Annotated in this window: 14 protein-coding genes and 1 pseudogene; 9 read left to right on the forward strand and 6 right to left on the reverse strand. The window is 43.7% G+C overall.

Features of this window, described 5'->3' with window-relative positions:
• Positions 1-14 precede the first annotated feature (14 nt).
• From topB to DYH27_RS04135, 9 genes are all read left to right on the forward strand, one after another.
• Positions 15-2078: a type IA DNA topoisomerase gene (gene topB / locus DYH27_RS04100; RefSeq protein ID WP_029216649.1), complete on the forward strand. Its 2064-nt coding sequence runs from the start codon at positions 15-17 to the stop codon at positions 2076-2078.
• A 93-nt stretch (positions 2079-2171) separates the two neighbouring features.
• Entirely contained in the window at positions 2172-7025 is a 4854-nt protein-coding gene (locus DYH27_RS04105; protein WP_025068381.1) for a DUF2958 domain-containing protein, read from the forward strand.
• 406 nt (positions 7026-7431) lie between these two features.
• A complete protein-coding gene (locus DYH27_RS04110) occupies positions 7432-8058 on the forward strand; it encodes a TetR/AcrR family transcriptional regulator (protein WP_006948478.1) in 627 nt (208 codons plus the stop codon).
• A 7-nt stretch (positions 8059-8065) separates the two neighbouring features.
• Entirely contained in the window at positions 8066-9202 is a 1137-nt protein-coding gene (locus DYH27_RS04115) for a StlD/DarB family beta-ketosynthase (RefSeq protein ID WP_004354729.1), read from the forward strand.
• A 239-nt stretch (positions 9203-9441) separates the two neighbouring features.
• Positions 9442-9714, forward strand: coding sequence for a hypothetical protein (locus DYH27_RS13365; protein WP_023925221.1), 273 nt, complete (start codon positions 9442-9444; stop codon positions 9712-9714).
• Positions 9715-9787: 73 nt separating this feature from the next.
• Positions 9788-11119: a radical SAM/SPASM domain-containing protein gene (locus DYH27_RS04120; protein WP_018910187.1), complete on the forward strand. Its 1332-nt coding sequence runs from the start codon at positions 9788-9790 to the stop codon at positions 11117-11119.
• A gap of 18 nt (positions 11120-11137) precedes the next feature.
• Positions 11138-13447 (forward strand): TonB-dependent receptor, encoded by a 2310-nt coding sequence (locus DYH27_RS04125; RefSeq protein ID WP_023925220.1) that lies wholly within the window; start codon positions 11138-11140, stop codon positions 13445-13447.
• A 21-nt stretch (positions 13448-13468) separates the two neighbouring features.
• Positions 13469-15685: a peptidase domain-containing ABC transporter gene (locus DYH27_RS04130; RefSeq protein WP_006948484.1), complete on the forward strand. Its 2217-nt coding sequence runs from the start codon at positions 13469-13471 to the stop codon at positions 15683-15685.
• Position 15686: 1 nt separating this feature from the next.
• Positions 15687-16172, forward strand: a complete 486-nt coding sequence (locus tag DYH27_RS04135) for a hypothetical protein (RefSeq protein ID WP_004352882.1) — start codon at positions 15687-15689, stop codon at positions 16170-16172.
• A gap of 297 nt (positions 16173-16469) precedes the next feature.
• On the opposite strand, the gene DYH27_RS04145 is transcribed toward DYH27_RS04135, so the two are convergent.
• The 6 genes and pseudogenes from DYH27_RS04145 to DYH27_RS04170 all read right to left on the reverse strand — a co-directional run bounded on the left by DYH27_RS04145 (position 16470) and on the right by DYH27_RS04170 (position 20701).
• Positions 16470-16976, reverse strand: coding sequence for a DUF3408 domain-containing protein (locus DYH27_RS04145; protein WP_004352896.1), 507 nt, complete (start codon positions 16974-16976; stop codon positions 16470-16472).
• Positions 16964-17278, reverse strand: a complete 315-nt coding sequence (locus DYH27_RS04150) for a helix-turn-helix domain-containing protein (protein WP_004352880.1) — start codon at positions 17276-17278, stop codon at positions 16964-16966. The genes DYH27_RS04145 and DYH27_RS04150 overlap by 13 nt, the downstream gene beginning before the upstream one ends.
• A 3-nt stretch (positions 17279-17281) precedes the next feature.
• Complete coding sequence (locus DYH27_RS04155) at positions 17282-17551, reverse strand: helix-turn-helix domain-containing protein (protein ID WP_004352884.1); 270 nt, start codon at positions 17549-17551, stop codon at positions 17282-17284.
• Positions 17552-18415: 864 nt separating this feature from the next.
• Positions 18416-18901, reverse strand: a complete 486-nt coding sequence (locus DYH27_RS04160; protein WP_006948486.1) for a DUF1896 domain-containing protein — start codon at positions 18899-18901, stop codon at positions 18416-18418.
• Positions 18902-18953: 52 nt separating this feature from the next.
• A pseudogene (locus DYH27_RS04165) lies at positions 18954-19706 on the reverse strand (site-specific integrase); the annotation flags it as partial.
• 14 nt (positions 19707-19720) lie between these two features.
• Positions 19721-20701, reverse strand: a complete 981-nt coding sequence (locus DYH27_RS04170) for an IS982 family transposase (protein ID WP_036876464.1) — start codon at positions 20699-20701, stop codon at positions 19721-19723.
• Between the last annotated feature and the right edge of the window lie 20 nt (positions 20702-20721).

Below are 20721 nucleotides of genomic sequence, written 5' to 3' on the forward strand. Positions count from 1 at the left end.
AACCATTCAGCACTATGACAACTTGTATTATTGCCGAGAAACCCTCGGTAGCCAGAGATATTGCCCGCATCGTAGGAGCAACGAGCAAGCAGGACGGATATATGGAAGGCTGCGGCTATGTCGTTACTTGGGCAATGGGACACCTCATCGCCCTTGCCATGCCCGAATCCTATGGTTTTTCCGCTTATAAGCGTGAGGACTTACCCATTCGTCCCAATCCCTTTCAGTTAGTGGTACGACAAGTGCGTAAGGACAAGGAGTATGTATCAGATCCAGCAGCATTGAAGCAACTCAAGGTGATACGCTCCTGCTTTGACAAGGCAGACCGCATCATCGTTGCCACCGATGCAGGGCGTGAGGGTGAGCTCATCTTCCGCTATATCTATCAATATCTAAATTGTCGAAAGCCTTTCGACCGCCTTTGGATAAGTTCACTCACAGACAAGGCTATCCGTGAAGGACTTTCCAATCTCAAACCTGGAAACTGTTACGACAATCTCTATCATTCCGCCAAGGCAAGAAGCGAAGCCGACTGGTTGGTGGGTATCAATGCAAGCCGTGCATTGTCTATCGCCCGCAAGGGAGGCTATTCTTTGGGACGGGTACAGACCCCAACACTTGCTATGGTCTGCCGTCGGTACATAGAGAATCGTGATTTTTCTTCCGTGCCCTATTGGAAATTATCCGTTCACACAGAAAAAGAGGGCTTGTCGCTGAAAGCCGTTGGCTGTAAAGACAATGAGAGTGAAGCATCGGCACAGACTGCTCTCGCTGCACTTCGCAGTCAGAGCCAGCTTACAGTGGAATCGGTCGTAAGAAAGGTGGCTGGTACACCGCCACCACTCTTGTACGACCTTACTGCCTTGCAGAAAGATGCCAACAGACGCCACGGCTTTTCTGCAGACAAGACCCTCTCGATAGCCCAAAGCCTCTATGAGAAGAAAATCACAACCTATCCACGCACAGGCAGCAGATATATCAGCGAGGACGTCTTTGAGGAAGTACCCGCCCTGCTCCACAAGATAGGTAAGCCCCTATCCAATCCGCTTAACCGCCACTCGGTGGACAACGCTAAGATAACCGACCACCACGCTATTATCCCCACGGGAGAAACACCTTCCGGCTTATTGGCGGATGAAGCAATCCTATATAATATGGTGGTAACCCGTTTTATCGAAGCCTTTTCGCCTGACTCCGAGGAAGAACGTATGCAGGTGCTGTTCACGGACGGCACCAACACCTTTACTTGGAAAGCATGCCGACAAATCTCCTTGGGCTGGAAAGCCGTGCAGAAAGAAGTCAAATCAGATGACGAGGAAGAGTTACTTGCCACATTGCCCAATTTAACAGAGGGTGAACTCCTACCACTTCTCAATGCCGAGATTACCGAACACAAGACCAAGTCGAAACCGCTCTATACCGAAGCCACCCTGCTCTCCGCTATGGAGAACGCAGGCAAGGAAGTGGAGGATGCAGAAAGCAAGAAGGCAATGGCGGAATGCGGTATTGGCACACCTGCTACAAGAGCCAATATCATCGAAACGCTCATCCTCCGTGATTATATCCGAAGGGACAAGAAAGCCATCATACCTACCGAGAAAGGGCTGGCAGTCTATGAGATTGTCAAGGACAAGAAGATTGCCAATGCGGAGATGACAGGCAGTTGGGAACTGGCTCTTGCCGCTATCGAGGCAGGTCAGATGCCGCCCGAAAGTTTTGCACAAGGTATCAACTCCTATATTAGTACCATCTGCGAGGAACTGCTCTCGCTTGCTTCTGAACAGAAGTCTTACCCGACCTACCGCTGTCCCAAGTGCGGCAGTGAGAGCGTGGGCATCTATGCCAAGGTAGCCAAGTGCAGAAACAAGGACTGCAACTTCCATGTTTTCCGCGAAGTCTGCGGCACGCTGCTCTTCGAGGACAATATCCGGGACTTGATAACCACAGGACGAACACCCGTCCTCAATGGCTTGACCAGCAAGGCCGGTAAGAAGTTCAACGCCCGTCTGGTGCTGAATGAAGAATATACCACATCCTTTGTATTTGAAAATAAGAAAGGAAAACAACGAGGGAGATAATCCCGACAGAAACGGAGAATTACAGATATAGGTTGGGAGATACAAGTATTGCCTCCCGACCTTTTTACCTCCACTTTATTAAAAGAAAACACTATGGCATACAATAAGAAAGAAGTCCTGCAAGCCAACACGGAAGCCATCCGTGTGGTCTTGCGATTAGAAAAAGAACGCCGCGAAGCCACCGAAGCTGAGAAAAGTATCTTACGGAACTATCAGGGCTTCGGTGGCTTGAAATGCGTGCTTAATCGCACGGACACCCCCGACGACATACGCTATTGGAGCAAGTCTGAGCAGAATCTCTTTGAACCTACCCAACAGCTCAAGCAGATGATTTATCGTGAAGCCTTAGATGCCAATACCGCCAAGCGGTATTGGGAGAGCATCAAGGCAAGTGTACTGACCTCCTTCTATACCGATACCCGTATCGTCACCGCCATTGCCGATGCTCTCACTTCTGTAAATGTACCCATACGTCGATGTTTGGATCCTTCGGCTGGCATGGGTGCCTTTGCCGAAACCTTTGCAAGGCAGGCTGGAGTTGTAGATGCAATGGAAAAGGACCTGCTCACTGCTCGTATCAGCCAAGCCCTGCACCCTTATGGCAAAGGTAACATTTTCGTCCGGAATGAGCCTTTTGAAGCCATTGGAGAGTTAGAAGACAAGGACAAGTATGACCTTGTAACAAGTAACATTCCCTTTGGTGATTTCATGGTTTATGACCGAGAATACAGCAAAGGCAAGGACGCTCTCAAGCGTGAGTCCACACGTGCCATTCACAATTACTTCTTCGTGAAAGGTCTGGACTGCATCAAGGAAGGTGGCTTACTGGCATTCATCACTTCACAGGGTGTTTTGGACAGTCCTCGCAATGAAGCCATACGTCGTTATCTCATGCAGAACAGCCGCCTTATCTCCGCTCTCCGACTGCCATCGGGTATGTTTTCAGACAATGCAGGAACGGACGTAGGCAGTGACCTCATCGTCCTGCAGAAGCAGACAGGTAAAGAAATCAGCAAGGGCATCGAACAGCAGTTCGTAGAAACCGTTTCTGTTCCCAAGGAAGAAGGCTCTTCTGTCGTCTTCAAGCATAACTCTCTTTTTGTAGGAGAATGGAAGGACATTTCTCATCGCACCATTGCCACAGAGCGCATAATGGGTACAGACCCTTACGGAAGACCTGCATGGGAGTATCGATTCACGGGAGGGATTGAGGAAATGGCAGAAAGTCTCCGAACACGAATCTCCCTTGAAATGGGACAACGTATCGACCGTAAGCTATATCAGACCGGTATACCGATGACAGAGGAAGAATGGCAGGTGAGGGTTGATGAAATGCTGCAAAAATTAGGAGTTTCCGTGCAGGCGGAAGGAAAACCGCAAATGCTGGAAACAAAGGAGGAAGACGATACTGACGCCCATAACCTCATGCCCGACAGTATCAGGAAACAGTTGCCAAAACTTTACAGCACGGAAAAGGAACTCATAGGCGATAAGGTTGCCTACGCACGCTATTTCTTCCCTATGGGAGCATACACAGCCTACCTTCTGGAATATGACCCCAAGAGCCGCATTGGTTTTGGTGCCGTCACGATGGGCTATGGCTGGGAACTTGGCAATATGTCCCTTGATGAGATGGAAGGCGTGAAGGTAAGAGGACTGGGGATTGAACGCGACCTGTATTTCTCTCCTAAGAAATTGCACGAGATAGCCGAGTTGGAAGAAATCGTCAGGGAACAATATACCAAAGAAGAAGTGGTGGCAGAGGAAATCAAGGAAGAAGCGGTAACAAATACAGAAGACACGGTTAAGAAGACTGTGAACGGTACTTCTGGAATCAAGATATCCAAGGAAGAGTTGGAAACTGAAACAGAAATTAATGTCGGGCAAGTCATAGAACCGGACGATTTTACCATTACCAAGGCACAGGCAACAGAAAATACCGTTTCCAATGGAGAGACTACTCCATTGCAACCACCATCATCGGAGTCTGTACCACAGCAATCTGTGTCAGAGCAACCATCCATAAACGTTGAACCTGCACCCGAAGGTGTACCCGCCTTGACACTTCACCGACAATACGAACAGGAAAGGTCGGAAATCCGTACGGATATTGAAGCCCCAAGAGAGATGAACGGACAGACGGTGTTCTTTGACGACGATCATCATCCAGTGGTGGACAATAATATGGAAGACATCGGACAACCGGAGCAGCTGTCACTGTTTGCCCCGGAAGAATACAGCCTTTGGACAAGAGAGGTCAGCCGTGTGAACAATGAAATCAAGGATAATTCAGGAACTTCACAGGCGCACCGTCCTGTAACACAAACTGCTCCCCAGAAACCATCGGAGTCCAAGATACAAAAGTCAGTAACCTCTCCTCAACGGCGTACCCGTAGTAGCAGGAAAGCAGCTTCTTCCTCTTCACGTGAGCCATCCCTTTTCGACTTCATGAACGAAGACGAGGAGCGCAAGCCAAAACCGATAGCGGAAGTCAGAAAGGAGTTTGACGCTTCCCCACGCCCTTTTCTCTCTTCGCCGGACTCTCACCTGAGGGACGGCTCCATTGTCGTGCAGAAAGGGCAGGTGGGGTTTCTTTCTGATCTGAAGCGACATCCCACCTTTAACCCGATGGACTTGCCGTATGCGCAGCTTTCCCGTCTAAAAAGCTATATCGAGATACGGGAGTGCTATCATCGTCTCTATGACTACGAGGCAGAGAACCATGCAGAAGACAGGGAAGACCGCAGCAGGCTCAACCACCTGTATGATGACTATGTTGCACGCTGGGGCTACTTTAACCAGAAGGCGAACACCGACATCATCAAGATGGATGCTACAGGCGTGGAAATGCTCTTCTTGGAACGCTCCGAAAACGGCAGGTACATCAAGGCGGACATCTTCGACCATCCAACGGCATTTTCTACCACGGAACTGACCGTTGCCGCAGACCCGATGGAGGCATTGGGTGCATCGCTCAACAAGTACGGTACGGTGGAACTTGACTATATGAGTTCGCTTTTACCTGATATGGAGGAAAGCGACATCATTTCTTCCTTGGAAGGTCGCATCTATTACAATCCCGAAGAGAATGCCTACGAAGTGGCGGACAAGTTCATTTCGGGCAATGTAATAGAAAAGGCGGAGCGTATCGAGTCGTGGCTCTTGGACCATCCCGACCACGAAGAGGCAAAGCAGAGCCTTGCTGCCTTGCGTGCAGCCACGCCAACACCCATTCCATTTGCAGACCTTGACTTTAATCTCGGTGAACGCTGGATACCTGCCAAAGTCTATGGCAGGTTCGCCTCGGAGTTCTTCGGGACGGATATTGGCGTATCCTACCATTCCAACATGGACGAGTATTCCATTGTCTGCGACCGAAAGAATGCCAATATCTGGCACAAGTATGCCGTACAGGGTGAGTTCCGCCGCTATGACGGTATCAATCTCTTAAAGCATGCCCTACACAATACCATTCCCGACATCAACAAGAGCAAGGAGATGACGGACAAGGTTACGGGAGAGACGAAAACTATCAAAGTAAGGGACGGACATGCCATACAGATGGCAAATGCCAAGATTGAGGAAATCAGGCAGGGCTTTGTTGATTGGCTCGGACGTACACCTGACACGTTCAAGCAACAACTCTCTGACCGTTATAATCGTCTTTTCAACTGTTTTGTGCGACCCAACTTTGACGGCACGCACCAGACGTTTCCCGACCTTGACCTCAGACGATTGGGTATTGCAGACCTCTACAAGAGTCAGAAGGATGCCGTGTGGATGCTCAAAACCAACGGTGGCGGCATCTGCGATCACGAGGTGGGAGCGGGAAAGACACTCATCATGTGTACGGCTGCCTACGAGATGAAGCGATTGGGACTCTCAAACAAGCCGATGATTATCGGACTAAAGGCAAACGTCTTCGATATTGCCGATACCTTTAGGAAAGCTTATCCTAATGCTAAGGTACTCTATCCAGGTAAGAACGATTTTAATAAGCAGAACAGACAACGTATCTTCAACGATATCAAGAACAACGATTGGGACTGCATCATCCTCACGCACGAGCAGTTCGGCATGATACCGCAGGCCTTGGAGATACAGGAAGCGATTATGCAAAAGGAACTGGATTCCGTGGAAGAGAATCTCGAAGTGTTGCGACAACAAGGAAGAGACATCTCCCGTGGGATGCTCAAAGGACTGGAAAAACGCAAGCAGACACTGGAAGCAAAGCTGCAGAACATACAGGACAGCATCGCTGAGCGTAAGGACGATGCCGTGGACTTCAAGATGATGGGTATTGACCACCTCTTTGTCGATGAGAGCCACCAATTCAAGAACCTGATGTTCAACACCCGCCATGACAGGGTGTCGGGCTTGGGCAATCCTGATGGCTCACAGCGTGCCTTAAACATGCTCTTTGCCATTCGTACCATACAAGAGAGGTCCGGCAAGGATTTGGGAGCCACTTTCCTTTCGGGAACGACTATTTCCAACAGTCTGACAGAATTGTATTTGCTCTTCAAATACCTCCGTCCGCAGGCTTTGGAGAAGCAGGGTATCAACAGCTTTGACGCATGGGCAGCCGTCTTTGCCAAGAAATCTACCGACTACGAGTTCTCCATCACAAACGACATCATTCAGAAAGAGCGGTTTAGGACGTTCATCAAAGTGCCCGAACTTGCCGCCTTCTATGCGGAGATATGCGATTTTCGCACTGCCAAGGACATCGGTATTGACCGTCCGGAGAAGAACGAGATACTACACAACATACCACCCACGCCCGAACAGGAAGTCTTTATCGGAAAGCTGATGGAGTTTGCCAAGAGTGGCGATGCCACGCTTTTGGGACGAGCACCTCTGAGTGAGAGCGAGGAAAGGGCAAAGATGCTGATTGCAACAGACTACGCCCGCAAAAGATTCAAGATATTTGTATCTTTCAGATAACCAATAAAATAAGAATGAATAATGGATAAATGGGTTACGACTTGGAAACGAGCGAGTTTCTTTCTCCTTCTTTATTCTGCAATGCCTCAAAGAACACTTAAATTGATTGTGCAAAGATAATGCTTTTCTGATGAAAACAGTGTGCTTTTACGGAAATAAATAGGAAACACACCTAAAAAATAATCACATACAAAGTCTAATGGGAGGAATTTGACGGGATTTTCAGCCTAATTATTAAGCCTGCAAAAAATACCCAGAATCAACTCTTTTGCATTGCAAAATAAGAAAAATGAAACTTTTTGGAGAAAAATCCTCCGAAAAATTTGGCAGATTGAAATAATTTGCATAATATTGCACTTATAAACACAGAACAAACGTTCTGTTCTAATTCTAGTATAATGAAATAATGGAAAAACAAATAGATAAAGAAAGCATAAGCAAAAGGGACATTATCCTTAATGAATCGTTCAGGCTGTTTCTGAAAAAAGGTTATGCAGCAGTATCATTTTCGGATTTAGTGGAAGCTACTGGCATTTCTCGTGGCAATATGTTCCATCACTTCAAGAATAAGGAGGATATATTCAATCATGCCGTTGATAGGTTTGTATTTGAATTCTTGACAAATGATGCTACAGACTTTCTTGAACTTACAAGCTCTACACCATTAAAGGACTTCATTGATAATCGTGTAGAAAACATCGGTCGCCGTATGAAATCATTTTTTATAATGACAAAAGGCACAGTCACTCCTGCCAATTTCATGTCATTTATCTTGTATCTGAAAGACAACTATCCGGATTGGAAAGAGAAATTTCAAGAATACGAGAAAAGAAAGAGCCTTGAGTGGAAAGAGGTGATAGAGCTTGCCAAACAGAAAGGAGAGATTACTCAAACTGTGGAAACAGAAAAGATTATATCTTCCATTAGAAATATATATCTTGGATTGTCATACAGAAGTGCATTGAGCAGCCAACTTTCTATTTCCGAATTGAAAGAGCAAATATACACAATATACTATTTAATAACCAAATAATATTCCTATGGAAAAAGCAGCATATATCAATAGCGTATCGGCATATCTTCCTAATTCTCCCATCGCCAATGAGGATATGGAAGACTATATCGGAAAAATTGGTGGAAATCCGTCAAGGGTTCGTTCCATTGTCCTTAGACAAAATGGCATCAAAACGAGATATTACGGGTTGGACAAAAATCAAAGCCTAACACACTCGAATGCAGAATTGGCAAAAGAAGCCGTATGTGGGCTGTTTGAAAATGGAAATATTCCTGACGACTTGACCCTTTTGGCTTGTGGGACAAGCACACCCGATCAATTGCTTCCTTCCCATGCGTCTATGGTTCATGGAGAATTAGCCAACTATCCTATGGAAATATTTTCCTCTGCAGGTGTATGCCTTACCTCATTGCAGGCATTGAAAATATGCTATAGCAATATTCTTGCAGGACTGCATCAAAAAGCTGTATGCGTGGCATCAGAATTAACTTCACCTGCATTGGTATCCAAATTTTATGACCCGGAGTATGAAGCTACACATGACAATCCTGACAAAGACCCTTATATGGCTTTTGAGAAGGATTTTATGCGATTTATGCTTTCTGATGGTGCAGGAGCGGTATTGGTGCAAGATCATCCCGAAGGAATATGTCCTCTCAAAATCGAATGGGTCGATATGACTTCCTATGCCAACGAACTACCTACCTGTATGTTCATGGCATCAGAGTTGCAAGAAGATGGGCGGCTCAAAAGTTGGAAGGAGTTCTCTCCTAATGAGATTAAGGAACGTGCCGTGCTTGTTGGCAAACAGGACATTCGGCAGCTAAAGAAATACATCATCAAGTACTGGGTAGACCATATCGAAACCGTACTTGCCAAACATCATGTAAAAGCAGAAGAGATAGACTATATTATACCTCATGTATCATCAATGTTTTTCTATGAGAAATTAAATGACGAAATTGCTGCTCGTAACATTGCTCTGACAAAAGAGAAGTGGTTTACAAACCTTACTTCTGTAGGCAACATCGGTTCGGCTGCCATTTATGTCGGATTGGAAGAACTCATAAGGACAAAAGAAATTAAACGTGGAAACAAGATACTTCTTCTTGTACCGGAAAGTGGAAGGTTCTCGTATGGAACAGTGCTTCTATCTGTATGATAGTTAGCCTCTGTATTTATGAAGTCCCTTGCAAGGAGTTTGTAAAAAACAAAAGAGAACGGAATAAGAATTAAAGAATAACTTGCATTTAGAAAAAATAAAAAACACAAGCTATTAGCTTGGAAGTTGCAGTTATCTGCAATGCAGTAATTCCTACCGAATAACTCGGGAAACTGTATGAAATAAAGGACGCGGATTCGAAAAGCGACATGAGTAGAATTATATAAACACTACTATCTATGATAGAAAATGATTTTATCACCATTATTGATGGAATTGAAAATTTAGATTCTAACTTAATGGGAATGTTGCATGGAGGTCTTTCTAACAACATGAATGATTGCAATTGTGGCTCGGGAAATAGCAATACGGAACAAACAGAACACGGTAGTAACGATTGTACTTGTGGATCAGCAAACAGTAACAAGATTGCAGCTCCTTCTGATTGCACTTGTGGGTCTGCAAATAGTAATAGTGCACATTCAACAATAAGACAATTACAATTTGGATAATCTTTATTAGCCATATCGAATTAGTTGGATTTAGTCCTGTTGATTTGATATGGCTTTTTATATATTCTTAAATATGAGTGATTTTATTATTTCTAAGTATTGCATTCCTTTTTTATCATCAGATGAAAAAGCTTATTTTTATTTGTCAAACAACAATTCTCTACATAAAGTGAGTCGTAAAATTTATGACTCGGTCTGCGAATGTAAAAAAAATCCTTCTTCAATAAGCCGTATTCCAGAGAAGATTTTCCAAAAATTGAAAACAGTCAATATCATTACCACTGTTGAAGAAGAAACCAATTATTACCGTAAAATAAAGATGGATTATTTTATGGAAGTTTTCTCCCATCAAAAACTACTTTTAACAATAGCACCAACAAGCGATTGTAACTTTAATTGTCCTTATTGTTTTGAAGAGAACAAAAGACCCATAAGAATGTCTGATGCCGTAATTGAAAATATAATTCTTTTTATAAAACGTTACAAACATCTTGAATATCTATATATTACATGGTATGGGGGAGAGCCGTTAATGGCAATAGATATTATAGAAAAAATTCTGAATAGAATTAGTATCGAGATACCAAATATTAAAATATCTCATCATTTCCTTGTTACAAACGGATATTTGATAAATGAAAAGATGCTTTCTCTTTTTTCCAAATATCCACTTAACTCAATTCAAATCACATTAGATGGCAATAAACCACGTCACGATAATTTGAGAAAACTAAAAAAAAGTGGGTTGGGAACTTTTGATAAAATAGTTAGAAATATTGACTGTATTTTGAAAAGCATGCCTAGTACGCAAATTTCTGTTCGCGTTAATCTTGACAAGGATAATGTTGGAGATTTTGAGAATATCAGAAATGAGTTGCTTGAAAAATGGAGTTCTTATCCAAATATAACAATATATCCAGGCATATTACGAATAGAAGACACTGTAAACAAATGTATGGGATGTCAATCTTTATTACACGATGACGTTCGAGATTTGTTTTATGGATTAACAGAAGCCGTCAATTTCTATCCTGTTTTACAAGGTAAAGGGTGTTCGGCAACTCATCTAAACTCCTTTTTAATTGGTCCTTTAGGAGAGTTATATAAATGTTGGAATGAACTTGGAGATAGCAAGAAAATAATTGGTTATATTAACGATCAAGACTTCAAAAACAAAGATTTAATACGAAAATATGTATTATCAGCCAATTGTTTTGAAGATGAAAAATGTAAGGATTGCGAATTTATACCTATTTGCATGGGAGGATGCGCCTTTTATCGAATCAAGAATATGTTTGACAATGGGAATTTTGACATTTGCTCACTCTACAAAGATAACGGAGTAATAGAAAAATGTATTTGTTTACATTTGGATAAACTGAGGATTAAAACACCTTCTATCTGAAATTTTAATATAATCTATATGCAAAGACTATTTTTGTTCGCGTTCATGGTTTGCACATTTAGCAACATAAATGCGCAGTATTCTATTATTGGAAAAGTCCTCATCGAGAATGGTGACACCCTTGAATCCAATGTAGAGCTGTACACCAAAAGCCATACGGTTGTCTCTGCCGTACAAACACAGAAAGGAATGTTTTCATTCTCAAATCTCGCAAAAAACAATTTTTATTATGTGGTTGCATCACATGTCGGATATACTACTGACACAATAAAGATAGACCGCATAACAAAGGATCTGAACATTGGGACAATGTTCCTTAAAGACAGTCTTACTACGTTGGACGAAGTTACCGTTGTGGGAAGCAGCATAAGTTTTCAAAATGGAAGCAAGAGAATTTTCCCCAATGAATTTCAAAGAAACAGTCCTGACGCTATGGTTATGCTTGACAAGATGAACCTGTCGAGGATTAATGTTGACCCACTAACAAAAAGCCTGACACTGAACGGTGGCGGAAGCGTTAAGACATTGCTTAACGGAAGGGAGGTATCAGCCGTTGAAATTGCTGCACTTTCCCCGGAAATTATACAGCGCGTAGAATACCACGACACGCCGGAAGCACGGTATGGCAATGCAGACGTGGTCTTGGATTTTATTACCAAAAACGACCAAGTTGGCGCAAGGGTTTACCTTTCTTTGTGGCAGGGGCTTTTAACGAGTTTCGGAGAGGACTACATTTCCTTGAAATTCAACCGCTGGAACAGCCAGTTTTCATTAGACTACAATATGGCATACCGCAATTGGAAACACCTCAGCAGGGAATATGAAGAGGACTTTAATCTGCAAAATGAGAACTTTTCGAGAACCGAACTGGGGCATCCTGGACGATACAGATACGACAATCACAACGTACATTTCAATTACAACTATCAGGAGAACAAGAAAATAATTAACTTTTCACTGGGGACAGCCATCCAAAATGCACCGTATAAAGAGTGGAACAGTGATTTACACTATAAAGGGACAGCACTCAACTTATACGACAATGCGAAATCATCGGCCACAAATCCTTATTCGCAACTATATATACAGTTGCCCATAGGAGAAAATCAACTATATGTAATGAATCTCTCTGGTCAATACAACAAAGGGAAATACAACCGTCTGTATCAGGAGGCAGACAACGAAAGTGAATCCAACCAATTCTGCAGTAATGTCCGTGAGATTCAAAAAGGCTATGCGCTGTCGCAATTATACGAGAACAGGCAGAATTGGGGAACTTTGACCATTGGAGCAAACTTCAACCAGCAGTTTACCAAAAGCGACTACAATTCAGTCCGAAACGATATGACACAGAAGCATCACACAGGCCAACGCCAGACCAACCTTTATTCTTATGCACAATGGGGAAAGGCATGGAGCGAACTTTATTGCCGAGTGGGCATTGGACTGAACCAGCGATGGATGCATGTGGGAGAACAAAAACAAAGCACCTTTACGATTCGTCCGATGCTATTCGTCCGTTATACCGTTTCTCCAAAAATCGAACTTCGTTATCAGGGGTCGGTCTCTAATATAATGCCTACACTTTCGGCTATTTCTGACTATTCACAGGATATAGATTTTATACAGATACAGCGAGGTAATCCTAATCTCAAGCCGCAGATTGATTTCTATAATGCGTTGGTATTCAATTATAAATTCACAAAAACAGCATTGGCTCTCTACTTGAATGAAACATATTCAAAGTCGCCAATCATGGAATGCACATATCTGGATAATGAAAAGGTGGTCAGAACCATGGAAAATCACAAGAATTTTCAGAACTATAATGCGGAATTTGAATATGGAGGGCAGCCTTTTGGCAATCTGCTGTCGTTCAAAGTTTATACCGGCTTAAAATTTTATAAAAGCAATGGCAACCAATACACTCACCGCAAAACAATACCCTACTATGGGGGTCAGGTTTCTGTTTACTATAAACAATTCACTATGAGATGGCAGTTTCGCAAGAATGTGCAGGACAGGTTTTGGGGAGAAACGCTTTATCGGTATGAAGACGGCCACATGTTGTCGTTTGGCTATCAGACAAATAAACTCAGCCTTTCTGCCGATGTGCTGAATCTGTTTTCTTTGAAGCATATTTCCGCACAAGAAAACTATTCAAGCGTGGCTCCTTACAAACGCTATGAATATCTTGATGAAACAAGAAATCTTATACGTTTAAACCTTACGCTGAACCTATCGTATGGTAAAAAATACAAGGAGGCTTCAAAACGCATAAACAGCAACACAAGCAGTGAATCATCCGTCATTAAAGGAGAGAAATAATAATAATTTTTGATTTTAATAATGAGTTTTGCAATAAAACGACAGCGAGATGCTATGGATTGCGGTCCTTCCTGTTTGGCGATGATAGCCAAACATTATGGACAGCAAGCTGATAAGGAGCAATTGCGGAAAATCTGTTCCTTAGGCAAAGAAGGTGTTTCTCTTCTTGGTATCAGCAAGGCTGCAGAAAACCTCGGTTTCAAGACCATTGGAGGACGTTTGAGTTTTGAAATGCTATACCAAGAGGATCCGATGCCTTGTATTATACACTGGAATCAGAACCATTTTGTCGTTGTCTATAAGATAAAAAAGCACAATAAAGGAAAATATACCGTATATGTAGCAGATCCGGGCAAGGGACTTGTTACCTATACCAAGGAGGAATTCTGCGAGCATTGGGTTAGTACCAAGACAAACGGTGAAGAAAAAGGTATTGTACTGCTCCTCGAGCCGACGGAACAATTCTATGCTCAAAACGATACGAAAGCAGTGCCGACTCAAAGGCGAGTGAAATTCCTCTGGAGCTATCTCAAGAAATACAAGCGTTTTTTTACGCAACTCATTCTCGGTTTGTTACTCGGCTCACTCCTGCAACTTGTCTTCCCGTTCCTCACCCAAGCTATTGTAGATACAGGTATAGGGGGAAAGGATGTCGGCTTTGTGTGGCTGGTGCTGCTGGCTGAGATGATGCTCCTCTTTAGCCGTACCGCCATTGACTTTATCCGCTCAAAGATACTCCTGCACATCTCCACCCGTATCAACATCTCGCTCATCTCAGACTTCTTCATCAAGCTGATGAAACTACCGATGAAGTTCTTCGATACCAAGCTGATGGGCGACCTTTTGCAACGCATTGAAGACCATCGCCGTGTTGAGCAGTTTCTTACCTCAAGCAGTCTAAGTCTGCTTTTCTCTTTCTTCACATTTCTGATCTTCGGTGTCGTTCTTGCTGTCTATAATCTCGGCATCTTCCTTGTCTTCTTGTTTGGGACATCGCTTTACGCAAGCTGGATAATACTCTTTCTCAAAAAGCGTAGACAGTTGGACTACAAATACTTTGAGCAGGCAGGGCGCAACCGTAATGTAACCTACCAACTCATAGGAGGTATGCAGGAAATCAAGCTGCAAGGATGCGAGCAGCGCAAACGTTGGGAATGGGAGGACGTACAAGCCGACCTGTTTAAGGTCAATCTGCAATCGCTCAATCTGCAACAAGTGCAACAGGCAGGAAGCATCACCATCAATGAGGTGAAGAACATCCTCATTACCGTACTTGCAGCCACAGCCGTAATACACGGAAATATGACACTCGGTATGATGCTGGCGGTACAGTACATCATCGGACAGCTCAACAGCCCTGTGGAACAACTCATCCAGTTTATCTACTCATGGCAAGACGTAAGCATCAGCCTTGACCGCATGAACGAAATCCACACCGAGACCAACGAGGAAAATGTCGAACGGACACATACCGCCTATACGGACAAGACCACCGAAGGACATTCCCTCACGATAAAAGACCTATTCTTCAAATATGATATCTACAGTCCGAAAGATATTCTCTCCGACATCAATCTCTCTATTCCCAACGGCAAGGTAACGGCAATCGTGGGAGCGAGTGGAAGCGGAAAGACAACGCTCGTAAAACTCCTTTTGGGATTCTATGAGCCATTAAACGGAAGTATTCAGATAGGCAATGCCAATTTGAGTGAATACAACCTCGGCTGGTGGCGAAGCCAATGCGGTGCAGTGATGCAGGAGGGATATCTCTTCTCCGATACCATTGCGAGAAACATCGCAATATCTGACGATGAACCCGACATCGAACGTATTCGTCATGCTGCCCGTGTAGCAAACATCGCAGACTACATCGAAGCCCTTCCTTTGGCTTACAACACAATGATTGGACAAGACGGACAAGGTATCAGTCAGGGGCAACGGCAACGCATTTTGATTGCAAGGGTAGTCTATAAGAATCCGATGTTCGTCTTCTTGGACGAAGCCACCAATGCCCTAGATGCCAACAATGAACGAGCCATTACTGAAAACCTTTCGGAGTTCTACAAGGGAAAAACCGTTGTCGTGGTGGCACACCGTCTTTCCACCGTCCGCAATGCCGACCAGATAGTAGTGCTTGACGAGGGCAAAATCACAGAAGTGGGTACACACGAAGAACTCACGTCCAAACGTGGCAAATACTTTGCCTTAGTGAAAAACCAATTAGAATTGGGTAACTGATATGGAAAAACAGGAAAATAAACAGGAACGGAGTTTTGAGCTCCGCAGCGAAAAAGTACGCAGCATCGTGGGGCAGATACCCTCATCTCTCGTTCGTTATGGTATTACTGCCATAGGAGCTATTTTGCTTTTTCTGTTAGCCGTAGCCTATTTCCTGCCTTATAAACAAGTGTATTTGGGAACGGCTACCGTACACGGAGCAACAACCGCAACACCAGCGGACAGCACAGATATAACCATCTTATTAAAGTTCGAGAATAAACGCCCCGACAATGTAAACGGACAAATGATTTATCTGCAATCTCCCTATAGAACGTTTGCCGGGCAGATACAGGACCTTTCTTCCGTCCGTGACACATTGGAGCGTCAGGAAGCCCTTTGCCGTTTCAAGGTAACTGAGATAAAATCTGTGGAAAACCAGACGGTAGATTTCCAGATAACTCGAACATCGGGCAATCTGCTGCAAAAAATGCTTGGGGGAATATAATCCCATCACACATTCCTTATCTCTCTCGATAGTCAATGGTTAAACTCACTGCTTTTTCACTACTCTTTTCCTTGATTTATCGCTTGCCATATTCTCTTATTTTTGTTTTTCTAATCACGACTTTGGAGTGATTTAATCCCCCCTTCGGGGCAAGGGTCTTTGTGGTACAAATGGCAATTTGTGGTACAAAGACACACCTTGCTGATGTAGAAAATGGGATTATAAGCCCATGCCGTGTTACTGCATTCACTGAATACAGTAACTCAGCGTAGGCTTGCATTCGAGGAATGCAGTACTTCAGAGTTTCCGCCATCTTTCCACATCATCTTTGTATTGGTCGAGATGTTCTCGAAGCACCTGCTCCACATATCCAGAAACGCTTGCTCCCTGCTCACCGATTTTCCTCACCACGAAGTCCAACTTTCGTTGAGTTTCCTCTGATACATACACGGCTTTGCGGTGGCTGTTGCGAAAGGGCTGGAGATATTTCCCCTGAAACTCGGATAATTGCTTCCTGTCCTTTGTTTTTCCCATTCGTTGATAATTCTCTTCGATAGAAGTAGCCCTTTCCGTTGGTGACAACTCTGTTTCTTGATAGGACGGTTGAGAATAGTCCTTGTGGCTCTCCTTGTCATTTTGTTCCTCAACTTTAACAGGCTCAAATCTTTTCTTTTCCTCTTCATAATCTATCGGCTGGTCAAAATCGGGCAACTCTTCGGGCTTGCGGAGCTTAACGCCATAATTGCCCATATCTCGAAGGGCTTGTTCCAGACGTTGTTTCCTTTGTTCATCTATTCTTGCCATAATTTCTTGGGTATTGCGTTATAATGTCTTTCGAGCATAGCTTGTATGTCGCTTTGCCTGTAAAGTATCTTGCCTCCGATTTTGCAGTAGGCTATCGTTCCGCTGTCCCGATAGTCCTGAAGTGTGCGGGTACTCAGACGTAACAGACTGCAAACCTCCTCGCCAGTGAGGTAAACCTCTCCGCCTAACATCGGTCGGGCTGTAGAACAATAACGCTCCAGTTTCTTCAAAGTACCCTCCATCAGTTGTGCAAACATCTGCATTTGAGGGTCTTGCTGTGTAATGATTTCATTCTCCGACATAATTCATTCATTGTTTGCGTTCAGTAAATTTGTGATGTCACTCTCCTTGTAATAACATTTATGCCCAATGATGGAAAAGGGTATTCTGCCTGTATCCCGATAAGATTGCAGGGTACGTTTGCTGATGCCGAGTCTGCGACATACGGCTTCGTTGTCGAGCCAATCGTCCTTTTCGGGCGGATTGCCGATGAGTTGTTCGATACGATGAATAAAGTCTGCAAAGTCGGAGCTGTGCCGCTCCCACGCTTTGCGGTCGATGATAATGAGTTTCATTTCCTTGATTTTGTTTTGATTACTTTATTGTTACTCGGCAAACGAACTAATATGCAGTCCATTGCCGTACTTATTGAGTGCAAAAGTAAACCCTCGGAAGCACCGCTGCAAGAAATGAGGAAAAGCAGGGAAATAGAAGGAAGAGAAGAGAAGTTAGTCTATCAGTCAGAAAAGCTCCTAAGCTTTCATTAAAAAGCTCTTAAGCTTTTTGTAAATTACTTATAAGCTTTTGTCAGATTACTTATAAGCTTTTTATAGATTGCTTATAAGCTTTTCATAGAAAGCTCCTAATCTTTAAGCGCAAAGGCTGGTAGCTTTCCCCATCAGATTTGGAGTCGCCGCAGAAAAACTCTTATGTTCTGTATAAGAATGGTATGATTGCGGTAATGAGAAGAGGTGCCGGTTCTTTCCTTTTATCACATAGCAATTATTCTCTCGACAGTTCGATAGTTCGACAAATCGATATGTAGAACTATCGATAGATAGTTTTATCGATAGATTATTTTGACGATATATAGTTTTGACAACAGATAGTCATGACAACAAATTGTACAAACAACAGATTGTCCGTATTATCGTCAGTCCTATCTGTTGTTGGTTGTTACGCCTTGCGTCCAAAGAGCCTGAGTATGCCGTATTCTTGTCGTGCCTATACTCTCTACGGCAGCCCTGCCCTGCAAGGTTGGGAGAGATGAATACAACCGCATGGCTATTGAAAATGGCAATACCACCTTGAAAAAGAAAAATCCTGCGGTGGAGATTCTTCTCTCCATCCGCAGGACTTGACCTTGTCAGGGCAGACAGGCTGCCGTTGTACCTTTGCACGATAAGAAACGGCATCAGGGACTTTGCGTGCGCCTTTGCTTACAACGCCTTCGGGCTTGCTTCCTCTGTCAGTCTGATTGTTGGTAGGTTGTTGCTCTCGATGAGCAGCACTATCGTGCCTGTGAGTTCGGTGTAAAGACGGTCGTATTGTCCGCTTGCGGCAAATGTGTCCGTCAAACCGAACTTGTCGAATGTGGCTTGAACAGCCTTGTTCGACAACAATATGGGTGCAAGCTTCTCAGGGAGTGGTGCAGGCAGTTCCCTCTCAAACTCGTTTTCCAACACGGATACAAGCGTATCATACTTGGAAAAATGCAAACCTTGATACAATACCTCACTTGCTATGCTCTCTGCTTCGGGGTGCGAAAAACCTTGTGCCACGGCATCGCAGTAAGCAGTGAGAGCCATGTCTGCCCGTGTGGTGATAAACTCCGTGTCGTGCAATCTTTCGGGGTGATGCTCACTCATATAACTTCTTAATTTCAACCGAAAGTAGGAAAGTTCCTGTTTGTTGTTCTCTTTCATAATCGTTTGGTTTTCAATCGTGAATAATAAATGTTTGGTAATTACTTCCTTTTTATGCTTGTTGCAATGGAACGTTCTGCCGTGCTATCGACTCACAATAACCTTCAAAGGCTGAATGCTCCCTGTCTGTGAGTGCAGTCATGTCCTCCTGTATCTTGTGGTCAGTTATCTTTCCGTATATTTGTGTCGTACCGATATTGCTGTGTCCGAGCATCTTGCTGAGCGTTTCCATCGAAATACCATTGGAAAGGCAAATCGTGGTTGAGAATGTGTGGCGAGCCATGTGAAAGGTCAAGCCTTTCTCTATTCGGCATATCTGCCCGATGTTCACACAAGCTAAAGATGCCTTCCTAATTGTGAGATTGGGGAATATCAAGTCGTCCGCTTTCTTGTCCTTGATATAGAGCGAAAGGATTTGCTTGGCAATGGGCAGAAGTGGGATAATCGCTTCCACATCGGTTTTCTGCCTTTTGATGCGGATTTCCGCCGTGCCGTCAGCATTATAGATGATATGCTTCGGTTTGAGCCGTTGCATATCCACACGAGCCAAACCGGTGAAGGCACAGAAAAGGAATAGTTGCCTTGCTCGCTCAAATTGCTTGTCAATGATGGGCGTTTGTAGTACTCGTTGCAGTTCCTCGGTTGTGAGATACCTGCGTGTTCGGTGTGGTAGTTCCGCCTTGTAGTCCACAAAGGGATCGATGCGGATGTATTTCTTCTGCTGCCCGATGCCGATGATTTTCCGTAAGAAAATGACAACAATCTGAATGGTGGCAAGGGAGAGATTGCGCTCTGATTTAAGGTAACCCGTTGGCGGAATTAATTTAGTGCGTATTTAATTCTTCCGATGGGTTTGTTATTAATAAAGTTGACATATTGTAATATGGTCAGCGCACTAATTTTCCCGATTATTCGGGCAAACAGACCATTTGTTATTTTCGCATAATTCCTGATAACCAAAAATTGATCTGTGAGTTGTGAGAAGAGAGTTTCAATCCTTTTTCTGGCTTTGGCAAAAGGGATTAATTTTGGTTTCCAATTCTTTTGGTTCAGCCTATATGGACATTCCAATCTAATGTGAGCCGTTTGGAAAAGATCGAGTTGAACATCAGCCCCTATATATCCCTTGTCGCCATAGATGTTACAGTCATGATAGACCAGCTTGACATCTTTCATATAATTGAGGTCATGCACGCTGGCCTTTGACAAGTCATAGGAGTGTATCACCCCACTTAACCCACAGAGTGCATTGAGTTTATAGCCAAAGTAATACATATTTTGAGATGCACAGAAGCCGAAATCCGGTGCTTGTGAGAAATCTCCCATTCGCCCCATCTTGCAACGCTTCCCTCTGGCAACCCTGCATACGGCTATCGGCTTGGAATCTACGAAGAATTGAGTTTCCCCACCGTCCATTTGGGCAGCGATTCTCTTTCGTATGTCTTCGCATAATCCTGCGGTATTCTTTCTACGGTCGTTGAATTGCCTGCGAGATATGAGGTTAGGTATTTTGTCTTTGTACTCCTGAAGCTTATAATCAAAAAGCCATTTTTCACTATCAATGCTCTCTGATTCCGCTGTCAAGGACAAGGCAACGACCTCCAAATCTGAAAATTTTGGCATGGGACCACGACGGGGTATATTTCCCTGCTCATTGACAAGGTTGTGAGAGAATTGCTTGCATATCTCAAGGATTTTGACGAATTTTGTGTATAAGTTGCACATACGAGGATTTGTACTTAATGGTTTTGACTTCACTAAGTTACTAAAAATCAACGATATGTGCAACTTTTTGTATATCATTATAGCTACATTTTAAT

The sequence above is a fragment of the Prevotella denticola genome (assembly GCF_900454835.1).
GTDB classification, from domain to species: Bacteria; Bacteroidota; Bacteroidia; order Bacteroidales; family Bacteroidaceae; genus Prevotella; species Prevotella denticola.